We start from the raw sequence: 15,961 nt of genomic DNA, 5'->3' as shown, positions 1-15,961 counted from the left end.
GGGCCGCCACCGGAATCCCGGTGACGGCCCTCGCCTCACTCCGTAAGGGCTACGCACCGAGCAGCTTGCGCACGCGCCCGGCTCCGACCGCGAGGAGCAGCGTCGGCAGGCGCGGCCCGGTCTCGCGGCTGACGAGCAGCTTGTAGAGCAGGGCGAAGAAGGAGCGCTGGGCGACCTTCAGCTCCGGGGTCGGCTTGGCCTCGGGGTCGAGACCGGCCATGACCTTCGGGACGCCGTAGACGAGCGTGGTGAGGCCGTCCAGGGACCAGTGCGTGTCCAGGCCCTCCAGGAGGAGGCGCAGGGACTCGCGGCCCTCGTCGTCGAGGGAGCCGAGCAGCTCGGCGTCCGGCTCGTCGCGGACGATGGTGCGCTGATCGGCCGGGACCTGGGTGGTGATCCAGTTCTCGGCGCGGTCGAGGCGCGGGCGGACCTCGTCGAGCGAGGTCACCGGGTTCTCCGGGTCCAGCTCGGTGAGGATCCGCAGGGTCTGCTCGTCGTGTCCGGCCGTGATGTCCATGACCGAGGCGAGCGTCCGGTACGGCAGCGGGCGCGGTGTGCGCGGCAGCTCACCGGCGGCGGTGCGGGCGGCCCGCGCGTGCGCCGCCGCGTCCGCCGGCAGCACGGAGCCGTCGGCGACCTTGGCCTCCAGCTTGTCCCACTCGTCGTAGAGCCGCTGGATCTCCTGGTCGAAGGCGATCTTGAAGGACTGGTTGGGCCTGCGGCGCGCGTACAGCCAGCGCAGCAGCGGCGCCTCCATGATCTTCAGCGCGTCGGCCGGGGTGGGCACACCGCCGCGCGACGAGGACATCTTGGCCATGCCGCTGATGCCGACGAACGCGTACATGGGGCCGATCGGCTGGACGCCGTCGAAAATCTCGCGGACGATCTGGCCGCCGACGACGAACGACGAGCCGGGCGAGGAGTGGTCGACGCCCGAGGGCTCGAAGATGACGCCCTCGTACGCCCAGCGCATGGGCCAGTCGACCTTCCAGACCAGCTTGCCGCGGTTGAACTCGCTGAGCTTGACGGTCTCGCCGAAGCCGCACGCCGTGCAGGTGTAGACGAGCTCGGTGGTCTCGTCGTCGTAGGACGTGACGGTCGTCAGGTCCTTCTCGCACTGCCCGCAGTAGGGCTTGTACGGGAAGTAGCCGGCGGAGCCGCCCGAGCCGTCGTCCTCGTTCGCCGCGCCGGAGCCCTCCTCGGCCTCCAGCTCGGCGGCGTCGAGGGGCTTCTGGGACTGCTTCTTCGGCGCCTTCTTCGTCCGGTACTGGTCGAGGATGGCGTCGATGTCGCCCCGGTGCTTCATGGCGTGCAGGATCTGCTCGCGGTACGTACCGGCGGTGTACTGCTCGGTCTGGCTGATGGAGTCGTACTCGACGCCCAGCTCGGCGAGCGACTCGACCATGGCGGCCTTGAAGTGCTCCGCCCAGTTCGCGTGCGGCGAGCCGGCCGGGGCGGGGACGGAGGTCAGCGGCTTGCCGATGTGCTCGGCCCAGGACTCGTCGACGCCCGCGACGCCGTTCGGCACCTTGCGGTACCGGTCGTAGTCGTCCCAGGAGATCAGGTGCCGGACCTCGTGGCCGCGGCGGCGGATCTCGTCGGCGACCAGGTGCGGGGTCATGACCTCGCGGAGGTTGCCCAGGTGGATCGGGCCGGAGGGGGAGAGTCCGGAGGCGACGACGACCGGTTTGCCAGGCGCACGTCGCTCCGACTCGGCGATGACCTCGTCCGCGAAACGGGAGACCCAGTCGGTCTCGGTGCTGCTCTGAGCCACGGTCGGTACGTCCTTCTTCCTTGATTCTCTCGGATGCCTTGCGGCCGTACGTCAGTCATTCTCCCAGACGGAGAGGGCGACTCGGAGGTTGTCCACAGCCTGGAGGTTTGTCCACAGGTGGAGAAAACACGTTGCCCGCCCATGGGACACTTGACAAGCGATATAGCCCACCACTGAACCACCGACAGGAACGGAAGCTCATGGCCTCGGTCCCTTCCCTCGCTTCGACCGTGCAGCAGCGTCTCGCGGAAGGTCTCTCGGCAGCTCTGCCGGAGGCCGGTTCCGCCGACCCGCTGCTGCGACGTAGCGACCGGGCCGACTTCCAGGCCAACGGCATCCTGGCACTCGCCAAGCAGCTCAAGGGCAATCCGCGTGAGCTGGCGACGAAGGTCGTCGACGGGATCCCGGCGAACGACGTGCTGAAGGAGATCGAGGTCTCGGGCCCCGGCTTCCTGAACATCACGGTCACCGACGCGGCGATCGTCAGGACCCTCGCCGCGCGCGCCGCCGACGACCGCCTCGGCGTGCCGTTCGCGGAGAACGCGGGCACGACGGTGATCGACTACGCCCAGCCGAACGTGGCCAAGGAGATGCACGTCGGCCACCTCCGGTCGGCCGTGATCGGTGCCGCGATGGTCGAGATCCTGGAGTTCACCGGCGAGCAGGTGGTCCGACGTCACCACATCGGCGACTGGGGCACCCAGTTCGGCATGCTCATCCAGTACCTGGAGGAGCACCCGCACGAGCTGGACCACAAGGACGCAGAGGTGTCCGGCGAAGAGGCCATGTCGAACCTCGACCGCCTCTACAAGGCCGCGCGCAGGTTCTTCGACTCCGACGAGGAGTTCAAGACGCGGGCCCGCCGCCGGGTGGTCGACCTCCAGGCCGGTGACCCGAAGACGCTCGCCATGTGGCAGAAGTTCGTCGACGAGTCGAAGATCTACTTCTTCTCCGTCTTCGAGAAGCTCGACATGGACGTCCGGGACCCCGACATCGTCGGCGAGTCCGGGTACAACGACATGCTGGCGGAGACCTGCCGGATCCTTGAGGAGTCGGGCGTCGCGGTCCGCTCCGAGGGCGCACTGTGCGTCTTCTTCGACGACGTCAAGGGCCCGGACGGCAACCCGACGCCGCTGATCGTCCAGAAGTCCGACGGTGGCTACGGCTACGCGGCGACGGACCTGTCGGCGATCCGGGACCGGGTGCGGAACCTGAAGGCGTCGACGCTGCTGTACGTGGTGGACGTCCGCCAGTCCCTGCACTTCAAGATGGTCTTCGAGACCGCCCGCCGGGCCGGCTGGCTGAACGAGGACGTGAAGGCGGTCCAGCTGGCCTTCGGCACGGTCCTCGGCAAGGACGGCAAGCCGTTCAAGACCCGTGAGGGCGAGACGGTCCGGCTGGTGGACCTGCTGGACGAGGCGATCGACCGGGCCGCGACGGTGGTCCGGGAGAAGGCGCGCGACCTGACCGAGGACGAGATCGCCGAGCGGGGTGCCCAGGTGGGCATCGGCGCGGTGAAGTACGCGGACCTGTCGACGTCGGCGGCGCGGGACTACAAGTTCGACCTGGACCAGATGGTGTCGCTGAACGGCGACACGTCGGTGTACCTCCAGTACGCGTACGCGCGTATCAAGTCGATCTTCGGCAAGGCGGGCGACCGCACCCCGCTCGCCCACCCGGAGCTGGAGCTGGCCCCGGCGGAGCGCGCCCTGGGTCTGCACGTGGACCAGTTCGGCGAGGCCGTGGCCGAGGCCGCGAGCGACTACGCCCCGCACAAGCTGGCCGCGTACCTGTACCAGTTGGCGTCGCTGTACACGACGTTCTACGACCAGTGCCCGGTCATCAAGCCGGAGCCGCCGAAGGAGGTCGCGGAGAACCGCCTCTTCCTCTGCGACCTGACGGCACGCACGCTCCACCAGGGCATGGCCCTGCTGGGGATCCGGACGCCCGAGCGTCTCTGAGTCGAACGGGAAGGCCCCGGCACGGTTCCTCCGTGCCGGGGCCTTCCCGTTTCCACAGCGGACCCGCACGATGTTCCGGTCAGCGGATCGGATGGGACGTCCGTCCCGACACCTCGTCGATCTCCACGTGTGCCTTCTGGAGCAGCTGCGAGGCGAGGTCCATGAGCGCGCGTGCACCCGCGATCTCCTCGCCGACCCGCAACTGCTCGGGGTCGGACGGGTGCCGGTGGGCGTTGCCCTGGGCGCGGAACTCGGTGCCGTCGCCCAACCGCACCATGGCGGCCGCCCTCGTCCGGTCACCGTCCTCCTGGAACTCCATCTCGATGTGCCATCCGACAAGTGTGTGCATCATGAGGACCACCTCCTGAGGTACTTCCAGGGTGCGCCGCCCGGCCCTTCCTTACCAACCGGTGCGTAGCTGACGATTAAGTCGGTACTTGTGGGACGAACGGCCCCGGAGAAGGATCGAAAGCGAGCCGGACAACGGCTAGAACCTCCGATTCCCGTTCTCTTGGAGCACACCCATGTCCGAAACCACGTCCGCCCCCGCGTCCGACGCCCCCGTCTCCGTGCTCGGCCTGGGGATGATGGGCTCCGCCCTCGCCTCCGCCTTCCTGAAGGCCGGCCACCCGGTGACGGTCTGGAACCGCTCCCCGGCCAGGACCGGCCCGCTGGTCGCGCAGGGCGCGCTCCCCGCCGCCACGGTCGCGGACGCGGTGGCGGCGAGCCCGCTCGTGGTCCTGTGCCTGCTGACGAACGACAACGTGGACGAGCTGCTCACCACGCTCGGCGACTCGGCGGCCGGAAAGACCCTGGTCAACCTCACCAACGGGACGCCGGAGCAGGCCCGTACGCTCTCCGCCCGCGCCACGGCCCTCGGCGCCCGGTACGTGGACGGCGGCATCATGGCCGTCCCGCAGATGGTCGCGACCCCGGCGGCGTACGTCTTCTACAGCGGTGACGAGGAGGCGTACGAGACGCACCGCCCGACCCTGGCGGCGCTCGGCGGCACGAAGTGGACGGGCAAGGACGCGGGCCTGGCGGCGCTGTACGACCTCGGCCTGCTGACCGGCATGTACGGCATGTTCAACGGCGTGATGCAGGCGCTGGCCCTGGCCCGTACGGAGAACATCGGCGCGGAGGAGTACGCCGAGCTGCTGGTCCCGTGGATCGCGGCGATGCTCGGCGGCGTCCCCCAGATCGCCCGGGACATCGACTCGGGGAACCACCTCACCGATGTCTCCAGCATCGCCGTGAGCGCGGCGGCGTTCCCGAACTTCATCGCGACGTTCGAGGCACAGGGCGTCAGCACGGAGCTCTTCGAGCCGCTCCGGGCCCTCCTGGACCGTGCGGTCGAGGAGGGCTACGCGGAGGACGGCATGTCGCGCAGGGTGGAAATGCTGATCAAGAAGTGAACTGGCGCCCGAGCTTCTGGGCGACCTCGGTGGCCCAGTAGGTGAGGATCATCTGCGCACCGGCGCGCCGGATCCCGGTCAGCGTCTCCAGGATGGCCCTGTCGCGGTCGATCCAGCCCTTCTCGGCCGCGGCCTCGACCATCGCGTACTCACCGCTGATCTGGTACGCGGCGACCGGCACGTCCACGGCGTCGGCGACCTTGGCCAGCACGTCGAGGTACGGCCCGGCCGGCTTCACCATGACCATGTCCGCGCCCTCTTCGAGGTCGAGCGCCAACTCCCGCAGGGACTCCCGGATGTTGGCCGGGTCCTGCTGATAGGTCTTGCGGTCGCCGGTGAGGGAGGAGCCGACGGCCTCGCGGAAGGGGCCGTAGAAGGCGGAGGAGTACTTCGCGGTGTACGCGAGGATCGACACGTCCTCCTTGCCGATGGTGTCCAGCGCGTCGCGGACCACCCCGACCTGACCGTCCATCATCCCGGACGGCCCGACGACGTGGACGCCGGCGTCGGCCTGGACCTGGGCCATCTCGGCGTAACGTTCCAGCGTGGCGTCGTTGTCGACGCGCCCGTGCTCGTCCAGGACTCCGCAGTGCCCGTGGTCGGTGTACTCGTCGAGACAGAGATCGGACATGATCACGATCTCGTCACCGACCTCGGCCTTCACGTCCCGGATCGCGACCTGCAGGATCCCGTCCGGGTCGGTCCCGGCGGTCCCGGCGGCGTCCTTCTTCTCGTCCTCCGGCACACCGAAGAGCATGATCCCGGAGACCCCGGCCTCCACCGCCTCCACGGCGGCCTTCCGCAGGGTGTCCCGCGAATGCTGCACCACGCCGGGCATCGCGACGATCGGCCGCGGCTCGGTGATCCCCTCGCGCACGAACGCGGGAAGGATCAGATCGGCCGGGCTCAGCCGCGTCTCGGCGACCATCCGCCGCATGGCAGGAGTCGTCCGCAGCCGCCGCGGCCGCGCCCCGGGAAAGGTTCCGTACGAGTTCATGCTCCCGAGGCTACGCCCGCCACGGCTGTGCCTTTACCGACCCCTTGTGGGTATACGCGTGGGGTGCGGGACCCCGAAAGGCCCCGCACCCCACGCTCACGCCTACGCGACGACGACTACGTCGTCCGACGCCTCCGCGCCCCCGGCCGCCGCTCCGACGGCCGTGTCACGGGATCGCCCGCCTCCAGCGCCGCGGCCCGCCGCCGCAGACCGAAGTCCGCCAGCGCCTCCGCCAGCTTGTGCACCGAAGGCTCGGGCGACAGCACATCCACCCGCAGCCCATGCTCCTCCGCGGTCTTCGCGGTCGCCGGACCGATACAGGCGATCACCGTCACGTTGTGCGGCTTCCCGGCGATACCCACCAAGTTGCGCACGGTCGAGGACGACGTGAAGAGCACGGCGTCGAAGCCACCGCCCTTGATCGCCTCACGCGTGTCCGCCGGCGGCGGCGACGCCCGCACCGTCCGGTACGCGGTGACGTCGTCGACCTCCCACCCGAGCTCGATCAGCCCGGCGACCAGCGTCTCCGTGGCGATGTCGGCCCGCGGCAGGAACACCCGGTCGATCGGATCGAAAACGGGGTCGTACGGCGGCCAGTCCTCCAACAGACCCGCCGCGCTCTGCTCCCCGCTCGGCACCAGATCCGGCTTCACACCGAAGTCCACGAGCGCCGCGGCCGTCTGCTCGCCCACCGCCGCGACCTTGATCCCGGCGAAGGCCCGCGCGTCGAGCCCGTACTCCTCGAACTTCTCCCGCACCGCCTTCACCGCGTTGACCGACGTGAAGGCGATCCACTCGTACCGCCCGGTCACCAGCCCCTTGACGGCCCGCTCCATCTGCTGCGGCGTCCGCGGCGGCTCGACGGCGATCGTCGGCACCTCGTGCGGCACCGCGCCGTACGAACGCAGCTGGTCGGAGAGCGACGCGGCCTGCTCCTTGGTGCGCGGCACGAGCACCCGCCAGCCGAAGAGCGGCTTGGACTCGAACCACGCCAGCTGATCCCGCTGCGCCGGCGCGCTGCGCTCGCCGACCACGGCTATGACCGGCCGGTGGCCCTCGGGCGACGGGAGCACCTTGCCCTGCTTGAAGACTTGGGCGATCGTGCCGAGCGTCGCGGTCCAGGTCCGCTGCCGGGTCGTCGTACCGCCGATGGTCACGGTGAGCGGGGTGTCCGGCTTACGGCCAGCCGCCACCAGTTCACCGGCCGCCGCCGCCACCGCGTCGAGCGAGGTGGAGACGACAACGGTCCCGTCGGACGCCCCGACCTCGGTCCAGCAACGGTCGTCAGCCGTCCGCGCGTCGACGAAGCGCACGTCCGTCCCCTGCGCGTCACGCAGCGGCACACCGGCGTACGCGGGTACGCCGACGGCCGTCGCGACGCCGGGCACGACCTCGAAGGGGATGCCCTCGGTGGCGCAGGCGAGCATCTCCTGACCTGCGTTTCCGTCGAGGCCGGGGTCGCCGGTCACCGCACGGACGACCCGCTTGCCGCCCCGTGCGGCCTCCATGACAAGATTGGTCGCATCCCTCAACACGGGGACACCGGCGGTTGTTGACGCCTCGTCAACAACCGTCAGCTCAGGCGTGCTCACCCCCGCGCGCGCATGGCACCGGACGACTTCGAGCACCTCGGGCTCGGCGATCAGTACGTCCGCGCCGGCGAGGGCTTCGACGGCCCGGAGCGTCAGCAGTCCGGGGTCGCCTGGTCCGGCGCCGAGGAAGGTGACGCTCCCGTGGCCGAAGAAGGCCGTGGGCGCGGGGCTGGTGGTCGGGCTGGTGGGGCTCAAAGTGCTCGCTCCCCCATAAGACCGGCCGCACCCTTGGCGAGCATCTCGTCCGCGAGTTCGCGTCCGAGCGCCATCGCCTCGTCGTGCGACGCGGGTACGGGACCGGTGGTGGACAGCTGCACCAGCGTAGAGCCGTCGGTGGTGCCGACGACGCCACGCAGGCGCATTTCGGTGACAATCTGCCCGCGGCCGGAATCCTCGGCCAGCAGGTCGGCCAGCGCACCCACGGGTGCCGAGCAGCCGGCCTCCAGGGCGGCGAGCAGGGAACGCTCGGCGGTCACGGCGGCCCGGGTGTGCGGGTCGTCGAGTGCGCCGAGCGCGGCGACGAGGTCGGCGTCGGACGCCAGACACTCGATCGCGAGGGCCCCCTGGCCGGGGGCGGGCAGGACGGCGTCGACCGACAGGTGGTCGAGCGACAGGGAGCCGGTGAGCTCCGCCGTCCCGCCGATGCGGTTGAGACCGGCCGCGGCGAGAACCACCGCGTCCAGCTCTCCGCCTCGTACGTATCCGACGCGGGTGTCGATGTTCCCGCGGATCGGCACGGTCTGGATGGTCAGCCCGTGGCTGCGCGCGTACGCGTTGAGCTGGGCCGTGCGGCGCGGCGAACCGGTGCCGATCCGGGCGCCCTCGGGCAGCCGGTCGAGCGTCACCCCGGGGCCGGCGACGAGGACGTCGCGCGGGTCCTCGCGCTCGGGGATCGCGGCCAGCACCAGGTCGGGGTGCTGCGCGGTCGGCAGGTCCTTCAGGGAGTGGACGGCGAAGTCCACCTCGCCGGCCAGGAGCGCGTCGCGCAGCGCGGCGACGAACACGCCCGTGCCGCCGATCTGCGCGAGGTGCTCACGCGAGACGTCCCCGTACGTCGTGATCTCCACGAGCTCGACGGACCGGCCCGTCGCCCGCCGGACGGCGTCGGCCACCTGCCCGGACTGGGCCATGGCGAGCTTGCTGCGCCTGGTCCCGAGCCTCAGTGCCCTCTCGGTCATACTCGCCCTCGGTTCTTGACGTCGGCGTCATTCAGGTCGGCCCGGGAGACGGAGGCGACCGTCTCCGGGTCGAGGTCGAAGAGTGTCCGCAGCGCGTCGGCGTACCCGGCGCCGCCGGGCTCGCTGGCCAGCTGCTTGACCCGCACGGTCGGCGCGTGCAGGAGCTTGTCGACCACCCGGCGCACGGTCTGGGTGATCTCGGCGCGCTGCTTGTCGTCGAGGCCGGGCAGGCGCCCTTCCAGCCGGGCGACCTCACCGGCGACGACGTCGGCGGCCATGGTGCGCAGCGCGACGACGGTCGGGGTGATGTGCGCGGCGCGCTGGGCGGCGCCGAAGGCGGCGACCTCGTCGGAGACGATGGAGCGGACCTGGTCGACGTCGGCGGCCATGGGGGCGTCGGCGGAGGCCTCGGCGAGCGACTCGATGTCGACGAGGCGGACGCCCGGCATGCGGTGGGCGGCGGCGTCGATGTCGCGGGGCATGGCGAGGTCGAGCAGCGCGAGCGGGGCCGTACGGCCGGCCATCGCGGTCTCGACGGCTTCGCCGGTCAGGACGAGTCCGGTGGCTCCGGTGCAGGAGACGACGATGTCGGCACGTGTCAGTTCGTCGCCGACGGCAACCATCTCGACCGCCCGGGCGGCCACACCCGTACCACCGGGCTCGGTGAGGATCTGCACCAGCCGCTCGGCGCGGGGGGCCGTACGGTTGGCGATCACGATCTCGGAGACGCCGACCCGCGCGAGGGTGGCGGCGGCCAGCGAGGACATCGAGCCGGCGCCGATGACGAGCGCGCGCTTGCCCTTCGCCCAGGCGTCGACATCCGCGCCGTCGGCGACCTGCTGGAGCCCGAAGGTCACGAGCGACTGCCCGGCCCGGTCGATCCCGGTCTCGCTGTGGGCCCGCTTGCCGACCCGCAGCGCCTGCTGGAACAGGTCGTTGAGGAGCCGTCCGGCGGTGTGCAGGTCCTGGCCGAGGGCGAGCGCGTCCTTGATCTGGCCGAGGATCTGGCCCTCGCCGACGACCATGGAGTCGAGCCCGCAGGCCACCGAGAAGAGGTGGTGGACGGCCCGGTCCTCGTAGTGCACGTAGAGATAAGGGGTGAGCTCCTCAAGACCGACGCCGCTGTGCTGGGCGAGGAGCGTGGACAGCTCGGCGACACCGGCGTGGAACTTGTCCACGTCGGCGTAGAGCTCGATGCGGTTGCAGGTGGCCAGCACCGCGCCCTCGGCGGCCGGCTCGGCGGCGAGGGTGTCCTGCAGCAGCTTGGCCTGGGTGTCCGCGGCGAGCGAGGCCCGCTCCAGGACGCTGACCGGGGCGCTGCGGTGGCTGAGACCGACGACGAGGAGGCTCATGCCGGCATCACGGCGGGGACGTCCCCGTCGGGTCCCTTACGACCGGTGGACTTGGGCTGCGTCTCGCCGGCGGCGGCGAGGGGCGCGGGCGGCGCGAGTACGGCTGCGGCCTCGGCGTCCGCCTCCTCGCCGGCCTTGCGCTGCTCGTGGAAGGCGAGGATCTGCAGCTCGATGGAGAGGTCGACCTTGCGCACGTCCACGCCGTCGGGCACGGAGAGCACGGTCGGGGCGAAGTTCAGGATGGAGGTGACCCCGGCGGCCACGAGCCGGTCACAGACCTGCTGGGCCGCGCCGGCGGGCGTGGAGATGACGCCGATGGAGACACCCTGGTCGGAGATGATCTTCTCCAGCTCGTCGGTGTGCTGGACCGGGATCCCGGCGACCGGCGTACCGGCCATGGCGGGGTCGGCGTCGATCAGCGCCGCGACCCGGAAGCCACGGGAGGCGAACCCGCCGTAGTTGGCGAGGGCCGCGCCGAGGTTACCGATACCGACGATGACGACGGGCCAGTCCTGCGTCAGGCCGAGCTCACGGGAGATCTGGTAGACGAGGTATTCGACGTCGTAGCCGACACCGCGCGTCCCGTACGAGCCGAGGTAGCTGAAGTCCTTGCGCAGCTTCGCGGAGTTGACGCCCGCGGCGGCTGCGAGCTCCTCGGAGGAGACCGTGGGTACGGAGCGCTCCGACAGTGCGGTGAGCGCACGCAGATACAGCGGAAGCCGGGCGACGGTGGCCTCGGGAATTCCTCGGCTACGGGTCGCCGGTCGGTGAGTTCGGCCAGTTGCCACGGTGCTCCTGCGGGATGAGCGGGGCTGCAGGCGGCCGTGTGTCCCAAGACCGCCCCGTCGAATGCAGGCTATGTCTTTGTGAACGCGTGCACAAAGATGGTGTCCGTTTTGTCCGGCCAAAGTGACCGGGGTCACGCGACCGGTTCGCGCCAGGACGGAACCGGGGAGCGCGTCAGCCCGTTGAAAACCCGAAGGGGGCAAAACCGCACACTCTCCTCACGACCACGCCCCCGGAACCCAACAAAACGTCCACGATGGTAACCGTCTTCGCGTCAGCCACCCAGTTCACGCCGAAGCCGCCCGGCGTCCACCCGCCAGAAGGTGTGCTGCTCACCGTCGACCAGGACCACCGGAATCTGCTCCCAGTACGCCCGGTGGAGCTCCTCGTCCTCGGTGATGTCCTTCTCCTCCCAGCGCGCCCCGGTCTCGGCGCAGACGGCCTCGATCACGGCCCGGGCATCGTCACAGAGATGACAGCCCGGCTTCCCGATCAGCGTCACCGTCCGCGCGGCGGCATCGGCGGCGGGGTCCTTCTTCTTCGCTCGTCCAAACATGCCGTCCATTCTGCGCCGCGCCGGGCGCCGCCCCCGGCCCAGAGGGCCGAGTCCCCTGTCTCCAGCTTGCCCCCATTGTCCGTTTAACAGGAGAGTCGCGGAGTGTTCACGCCTCGGCATCCCGAGAGGTCGGGAAGTTCCGAACAGACTGGCTATGCTCACGACATGGCCGCACTGGGATGGCTCACCCCCCGTAGGCGCTCCGCCACCGCGCGCAGCGTCCTGGCAGGCGAGGCCGCCGCCGAGGCGGCCCGCAAGACCTCGCAACAGCTCGAAGCCGAACGGGAGACGGCGGCCCGGGCCGAGGCCGAGAAGCCGGCGAAGCCCGCCGAGCCCGAGTTCCCCGTCGTCGGCGACGCCGAGGCCGCCGCCTTCTTCGACCTCGACAACACCGTGATGCAGGGCGCCGCGATCTTCCACTTCGGCCGCGGCCTGTACAAGCGGAAGTTCTTCCAGCGCCGCGAACTGGCCCGGTTCGCCTGGCAGCAGGCCTGGTTCCGGCTGGCCGGCGTCGAGGACCCGGAGCACATGCAGGACGCCCGCGACAGCGCCCTGTCCATCGTCAAGGGCCACCGCGTCTCCGAGCTGATGTCCATCGGCGAGGAGATCTACGACGAGTACATGTCCGACCGCATCTGGCCCGGCACGCGCGCGCTCGCCCAGGCCCACCTCGACGCAGGACAGAAGGTCTGGCTCGTCACGGCCGCGCCCGTCGAGACGGCCACGATCATCGCCCGGCGCCTCGGCCTGACCGGCGCGCTCGGCACGGTCGCCGAGTCCGTCGACGGCGTCTACACCGGCAAGCTGGTCGGCGAGCCCCTGCACGGCCCCGCCAAGGCGGAGGCGGTACGCGCCCTGGCCGCGGCCGAGGGCCTGGACCTCAACCGGTGCGCGGCGTACAGCGACTCGCACAACGACATCCCGATGCTCTCGCTGGTCGGCCACCCGTACGCGATCAACCCGGACACCAAGCTGCGCAAGCACGCCAAGGCGCGTGAGTGGCGGCTGCGCGACTACCGGACCGGCCGCAAGGCCGCCAAGGTCGGCATCCCGGCCGCCGCCGGTGTCGGCGCGCTGGCGGGCGGCACGGCCGCCGCGGTCGCCCTGCACCGCCGCCGCCGCTGACCCTCCGTCGCTGACCCTCCGTCGCTGACCCGCGTCGCTGACCCTCCGTCGCTGACCCTCCGTCGCTGACCCCCGTCGCTGACCCTCCGTCGCTGACCCTCCGTCGCTGGCCCGCTGCCGCTCAACGCGGCCCCGCGCGGCGCGCCACACCGCTGCCGATACGTTTCGGCTGCGATCACCTGCGACAACCCGGGACCATCGCCCCTCACCCGTCCGTGGTCGAACACCGCCGCACACGTCGACTCGGGCGCATTCGCGGCTTCTTACCCAGCCGCAGGGCGGATCACTCCACGCCCTAGCACTTGAGCACAACAGAGCGTGCGCGCAGTCACAGTCGGAAGCAATCCGATCAATAACCGGTCACGAAGCGCGACTGATCCCGTCCACAAGCAGTAACCAATGCGACGGAATCGATGATTTGAGCAACTGGGTGTAGCGCTGCCTGTACGAAGCGTTATTCTCCTCAGACGCACAACGGAACCCACACGTCGCCACGACGAGTGAACGGTTTCGCACTGCACGTGATGGAAGCTCTGCCTCTGGGAGTCCCGTGTACCCACACGTCGGGGTTGACGCCTCGGGCCTGGCTACGCTGCGCGCAACGGTCATCGACCAGTTGCGCGGCTTCGTCCCCACCGCGTACGCCGTCCCTGTCCCCGCCTTTGCCTTCGCCGCACCGGCACCCGCCGGTCCCTGCTATGCCCTCGCCGAGAGCGGAGCCGCCGCTGTCGGCAGAAGGGGCAGCCGCGGCGGCACCGGAACCTCGACCGCCGCCCGCCGCCCCACCGCCGACAGCGACAGCGCGCGCATGATGGACCTCGTCGAACGCGCCCAGGCCGGTGAGGCCGAGGCCTTCGGCCGGCTGTACGACCAGTACAGCGACACCGTCTACCGCTACATCTACTACCGCGTCGGCGGAAAGGCGACGGCCGAGGACCTGACCAGCGAGACCTTCCTGCGCGCCCTGCGCAGGATCTCCACCTTCACCTGGCAGGGCCGCGACTTCGGCGCCTGGCTGGTCACCATCGCCCGCAACCTGGTCGCCGACCACTTCAAGTCGAGCCGTTTCCGCCTCGAAGTGACCACCGGCGAGATGCTCGACGCCAACGAGGTCGAACGCAGCCCCGAGGACTCGGTCCTGGAGTCCCTCTCCAACGCCGCGCTCCTCGACGCCGTCCGCCGGCTCAACCCCCAGCAGCAGGAGTGCGTGACCCTGCGCTTCCTGCAGGGCCTCTCGGTCGCCGAGACGGCCCGGGCCATGGGCAAGAACGAGGGTGCGATCAAGACCCTCCAGTACCGGGCCGTGCGCACGCTGGCACGGCTACTCCCGGACGACGCCCGCTGACCGCTCCGCGCCCCCCACACGCGCCCCCCACCGACCGTGTCGCGCCCCCTCCCCAACCCCTCCCCCCATGTCCCCCGACCCCCGCCCAACTCACAGTCGGTGACGCCTCGATGACGCACTGGTCCGATCATCTTTCGCGCGTAACCCAAGTGCCGCGCCGCTCGTTGTGCGGGATGCAGGCTCCCTGTGGTCACGCCATGCCCACAGCCACTCACTCGTTCGTGTGGATGTGTTCAAGGCGTGCAACCTTCCGGACACCCCGGGGAGTCGACCGTCATGACGAGAGGAGGTGCCGCCAGTGATCGCGAACGTATCGGCGCACCGGCGGGCGAACGCCTTCGCCCAGGCCCTGGATGACCGGACGCCCGACGACGCGACGGCCGAGCAGCCCGAGGCGTCGGCCGAACCGGCCGAGCAGGGGCGGCTGTTGGCTCTGGCGAACGGCCTCGGTGAACTGCCGAAGCCGGAGATGGACCCCGAGGTCAAGGTGGTGCAACGGGCGCAGCTCGTGGCCGCCATGGAAGCGATGCTCGCGGAGGGGAGCGCAAGCACGGGCCCTACGGTGCCGGAGCAACGGACACCGAGCGGGCGGGGTGCCCACCGGGCCTCCCCGCTGCGGAAATTGCGCCCCCGCTCCCGCTGGTCGAAGGGCATCGCCGCGGGCGGCCTCACGGTCGGTGTGGCCGCGGGCGCTTTCAGCGGTGTGGCCGCTGCGAGTTCCGACGCCCTGCCGGGTGACTCGCTCTACGGGCTGAAGCGGGGCATGGAGGACATCAAGCTCGGGATGGCCGACGACGACGCGGACCGGGGCGGGATCTACCTGGACCAGGCGTCGACCCGGCTCAGCGAGGCCCGCAGACTCATGGAGCGGGGCCGCCTCGGCGACCTCGACCACGAGTCGCTCGGCGAGATCCGCCGGGTCCTCGGTGGCATGAAGCACGACGCCTCGGAAGGCCACCGGCTGCTCCGCCAGGCGTACGAACGGGACGGCGAGATCGGCCCGATGGCCCGGCTCAACTCGTTCGCCCAGGCCCACCGCTCCACGTGGGTAGGCCTGCGCGACCGACTGCCGGTCCAGCTGAGCGACGTCGGCAACGAGGTGAACGACGTCTTCGTCGCCATAGACGAAGAGGTCGAGCCGCTCCAGGGCATGCTCCCCCGCACCCCGCAGAAGGGCGCCGTCGACAGCGGCGGCGCCGGCACCCCGCAACAGGACCCGCCGCGTACGCAGACCCAGCGCCCGCCGTCCTCCCCCGCCGCCCCCTCCACGGGCGGCGAAGGCTCCACCCGGCCCCAGCCCTCGGGCAGCGGCTCGGGCACGGGCTCCCCGGAGAACGACGGCCTGCTCGGTGGCAACACGGGCGGACTCCTCGACAACGCGCCGACGGGCACCCTGCCGACGCCTTCGGGCAGCCAGCAGACACCCCCGATGCCGGACGTCACCCTCCCGCCGCTACTCCCGGGCCTGCTCCCCGGGCTCGGCATCGACAGCGAGAGCACCGGCTAGGCGACAGCAGTACGCAGCAGGGCCGCCCCTTCACTCGAAGGGGCGGCCCTGCTGCACCCAGAAGCAAGCTGATCTCAGAGGATTCAGAAGAACACGGACCTGCGCTGCACCAGCAGCGGGGCCTCACGGGCTTCGGCAGGCTGCGCCGCGTTCAGCCGCTCCGCGGCGGGCGTCCGTCGAACCGTGGCGGGCCGACATCCGGGCACCACGCCTCAGAAGAACACGGACCGCCGCTGCACCAGCAGCTTGTAGAGCGGCCCCTCTTTCTCTGCCTCCCTCGCACCGCTCGGCCCCAGGGGGCCTCACGGGCTTCGGCAGGCTGCGCCGCGTTCAGCCGCTCCGCGGCGGGCGTCCGTCGAACCGTGGCGGGCCG

13 protein-coding genes are annotated in these 15,961 nt (G+C 70.8%); 5 read left to right on the top strand and 8 right to left on the bottom strand.

Annotated features, from left to right (window positions below):
* Positions 1 to 49: 49 nt before the first annotated feature.
* Positions 50 to 1,774 carry a lysine--tRNA ligase gene (gene lysS, locus Q5762_RS29530; protein ID WP_315895320.1) on the bottom strand — a complete coding sequence of 575 codons (1,725 nt, stop codon included), beginning with the start codon at positions 1,772 to 1,774 and terminating at the stop codon, positions 50 to 52.
* A 200-nt stretch (positions 1,775 to 1,974) separates the two neighbouring features.
* On the opposite strand from lysS, the gene argS reads away from it, so the two are divergent.
* A complete protein-coding gene (gene argS, locus Q5762_RS29525; protein WP_315895319.1) occupies positions 1,975 to 3,735 on the top strand; it encodes an arginine--tRNA ligase in 1,761 nt (586 codons plus the stop codon).
* Between the two features lie 79 nt (positions 3,736 to 3,814).
* Here the strand turns inward: argS and Q5762_RS29520 are convergent, their stop codons facing one another.
* Positions 3,815 to 4,084: a DUF1876 domain-containing protein gene (locus tag Q5762_RS29520; protein ID WP_315895382.1), complete on the bottom strand. Its 270-nt coding sequence runs from the start codon at positions 4,082 to 4,084 to the stop codon at positions 3,815 to 3,817.
* 175 nt (positions 4,085 to 4,259) lie between these two features.
* Between Q5762_RS29520 and Q5762_RS29515 the strand changes: the two genes are divergently transcribed.
* Complete coding sequence (locus tag Q5762_RS29515; RefSeq protein ID WP_315895318.1) at positions 4,260 to 5,150, top strand: NAD(P)-binding domain-containing protein; 891 nt, start codon at positions 4,260 to 4,262, stop codon at positions 5,148 to 5,150.
* On the opposite strand, the gene hemB is transcribed toward Q5762_RS29515, so the two are convergent.
* The 6 genes from hemB to Q5762_RS29485 form a co-directional block, all read right to left on the bottom strand.
* Complete coding sequence (gene hemB / locus Q5762_RS29510; protein ID WP_315895317.1) at positions 5,140 to 6,147, bottom strand: porphobilinogen synthase; 1,008 nt, start codon at positions 6,145 to 6,147, stop codon at positions 5,140 to 5,142. The two genes, Q5762_RS29515 and hemB, sit on opposite strands and share 11 nt — an antisense overlap.
* A gap of 116 nt (positions 6,148 to 6,263) precedes the next feature.
* Complete coding sequence (locus Q5762_RS29505) at positions 6,264 to 7,934, bottom strand: uroporphyrinogen-III synthase (RefSeq protein WP_315895316.1); 1,671 nt, start codon at positions 7,932 to 7,934, stop codon at positions 6,264 to 6,266.
* Positions 7,931 to 8,917: a hydroxymethylbilane synthase gene (gene hemC, locus Q5762_RS29500; RefSeq protein ID WP_315895315.1), complete on the bottom strand. Its 987-nt coding sequence runs from the start codon at positions 8,915 to 8,917 to the stop codon at positions 7,931 to 7,933. The genes Q5762_RS29505 and hemC overlap by 4 nt, the downstream gene beginning before the upstream one ends.
* Positions 8,914 to 10,269: a glutamyl-tRNA reductase gene (locus Q5762_RS29495; RefSeq protein ID WP_315895314.1), complete on the bottom strand. Its 1,356-nt coding sequence runs from the start codon at positions 10,267 to 10,269 to the stop codon at positions 8,914 to 8,916. The genes hemC and Q5762_RS29495 overlap by 4 nt, the downstream gene beginning before the upstream one ends.
* A complete protein-coding gene (locus Q5762_RS29490; protein ID WP_315895313.1) occupies positions 10,266 to 11,057 on the bottom strand; it encodes a redox-sensing transcriptional repressor Rex in 792 nt (263 codons plus the stop codon). Before Q5762_RS29490 ends, Q5762_RS29495 begins: the two co-directional genes overlap by 4 nt.
* A gap of 272 nt (positions 11,058 to 11,329) precedes the next feature.
* A complete protein-coding gene (locus Q5762_RS29485; protein WP_399495292.1) occupies positions 11,330 to 11,620 on the bottom strand; it encodes a glutaredoxin family protein in 291 nt (96 codons plus the stop codon).
* 156 nt (positions 11,621 to 11,776) lie between these two features.
* Between Q5762_RS29485 and Q5762_RS29480 the strand changes: the two genes are divergently transcribed.
* The 3 genes from Q5762_RS29480 to Q5762_RS29470 all read left to right on the top strand — a co-directional run bounded on the left by Q5762_RS29480 (position 11,777) and on the right by Q5762_RS29470 (position 15,588).
* Positions 11,777 to 12,736, top strand: a complete 960-nt coding sequence (locus Q5762_RS29480; protein WP_315895311.1) for an HAD-IB family hydrolase — start codon at positions 11,777 to 11,779, stop codon at positions 12,734 to 12,736.
* Between the two features lie 550 nt (positions 12,737 to 13,286).
* Entirely contained in the window at positions 13,287 to 14,081 is a 795-nt protein-coding gene (locus tag Q5762_RS29475) for an ECF subfamily RNA polymerase sigma factor, BldN family (RefSeq protein ID WP_315895310.1), read from the top strand.
* Between the two features lie 298 nt (positions 14,082 to 14,379).
* The gene (locus Q5762_RS29470; RefSeq protein WP_315895309.1) at positions 14,380 to 15,588 is read left to right on the top strand and encodes a DUF5667 domain-containing protein; all 1,209 of its coding nucleotides are present in this window, start codon (positions 14,380 to 14,382) and stop codon (positions 15,586 to 15,588) included.
* Positions 15,589 to 15,961: the final 373 nt, after the last annotated feature.

This window comes from Streptomyces sp. P9(2023) (assembly GCF_032436795.1).
GTDB lineage: Bacteria > Actinomycetota > Actinomycetes > Streptomycetales > Streptomycetaceae > Streptomyces.
This window is presented reverse-complemented; position numbering and strand designations above follow the sequence as displayed.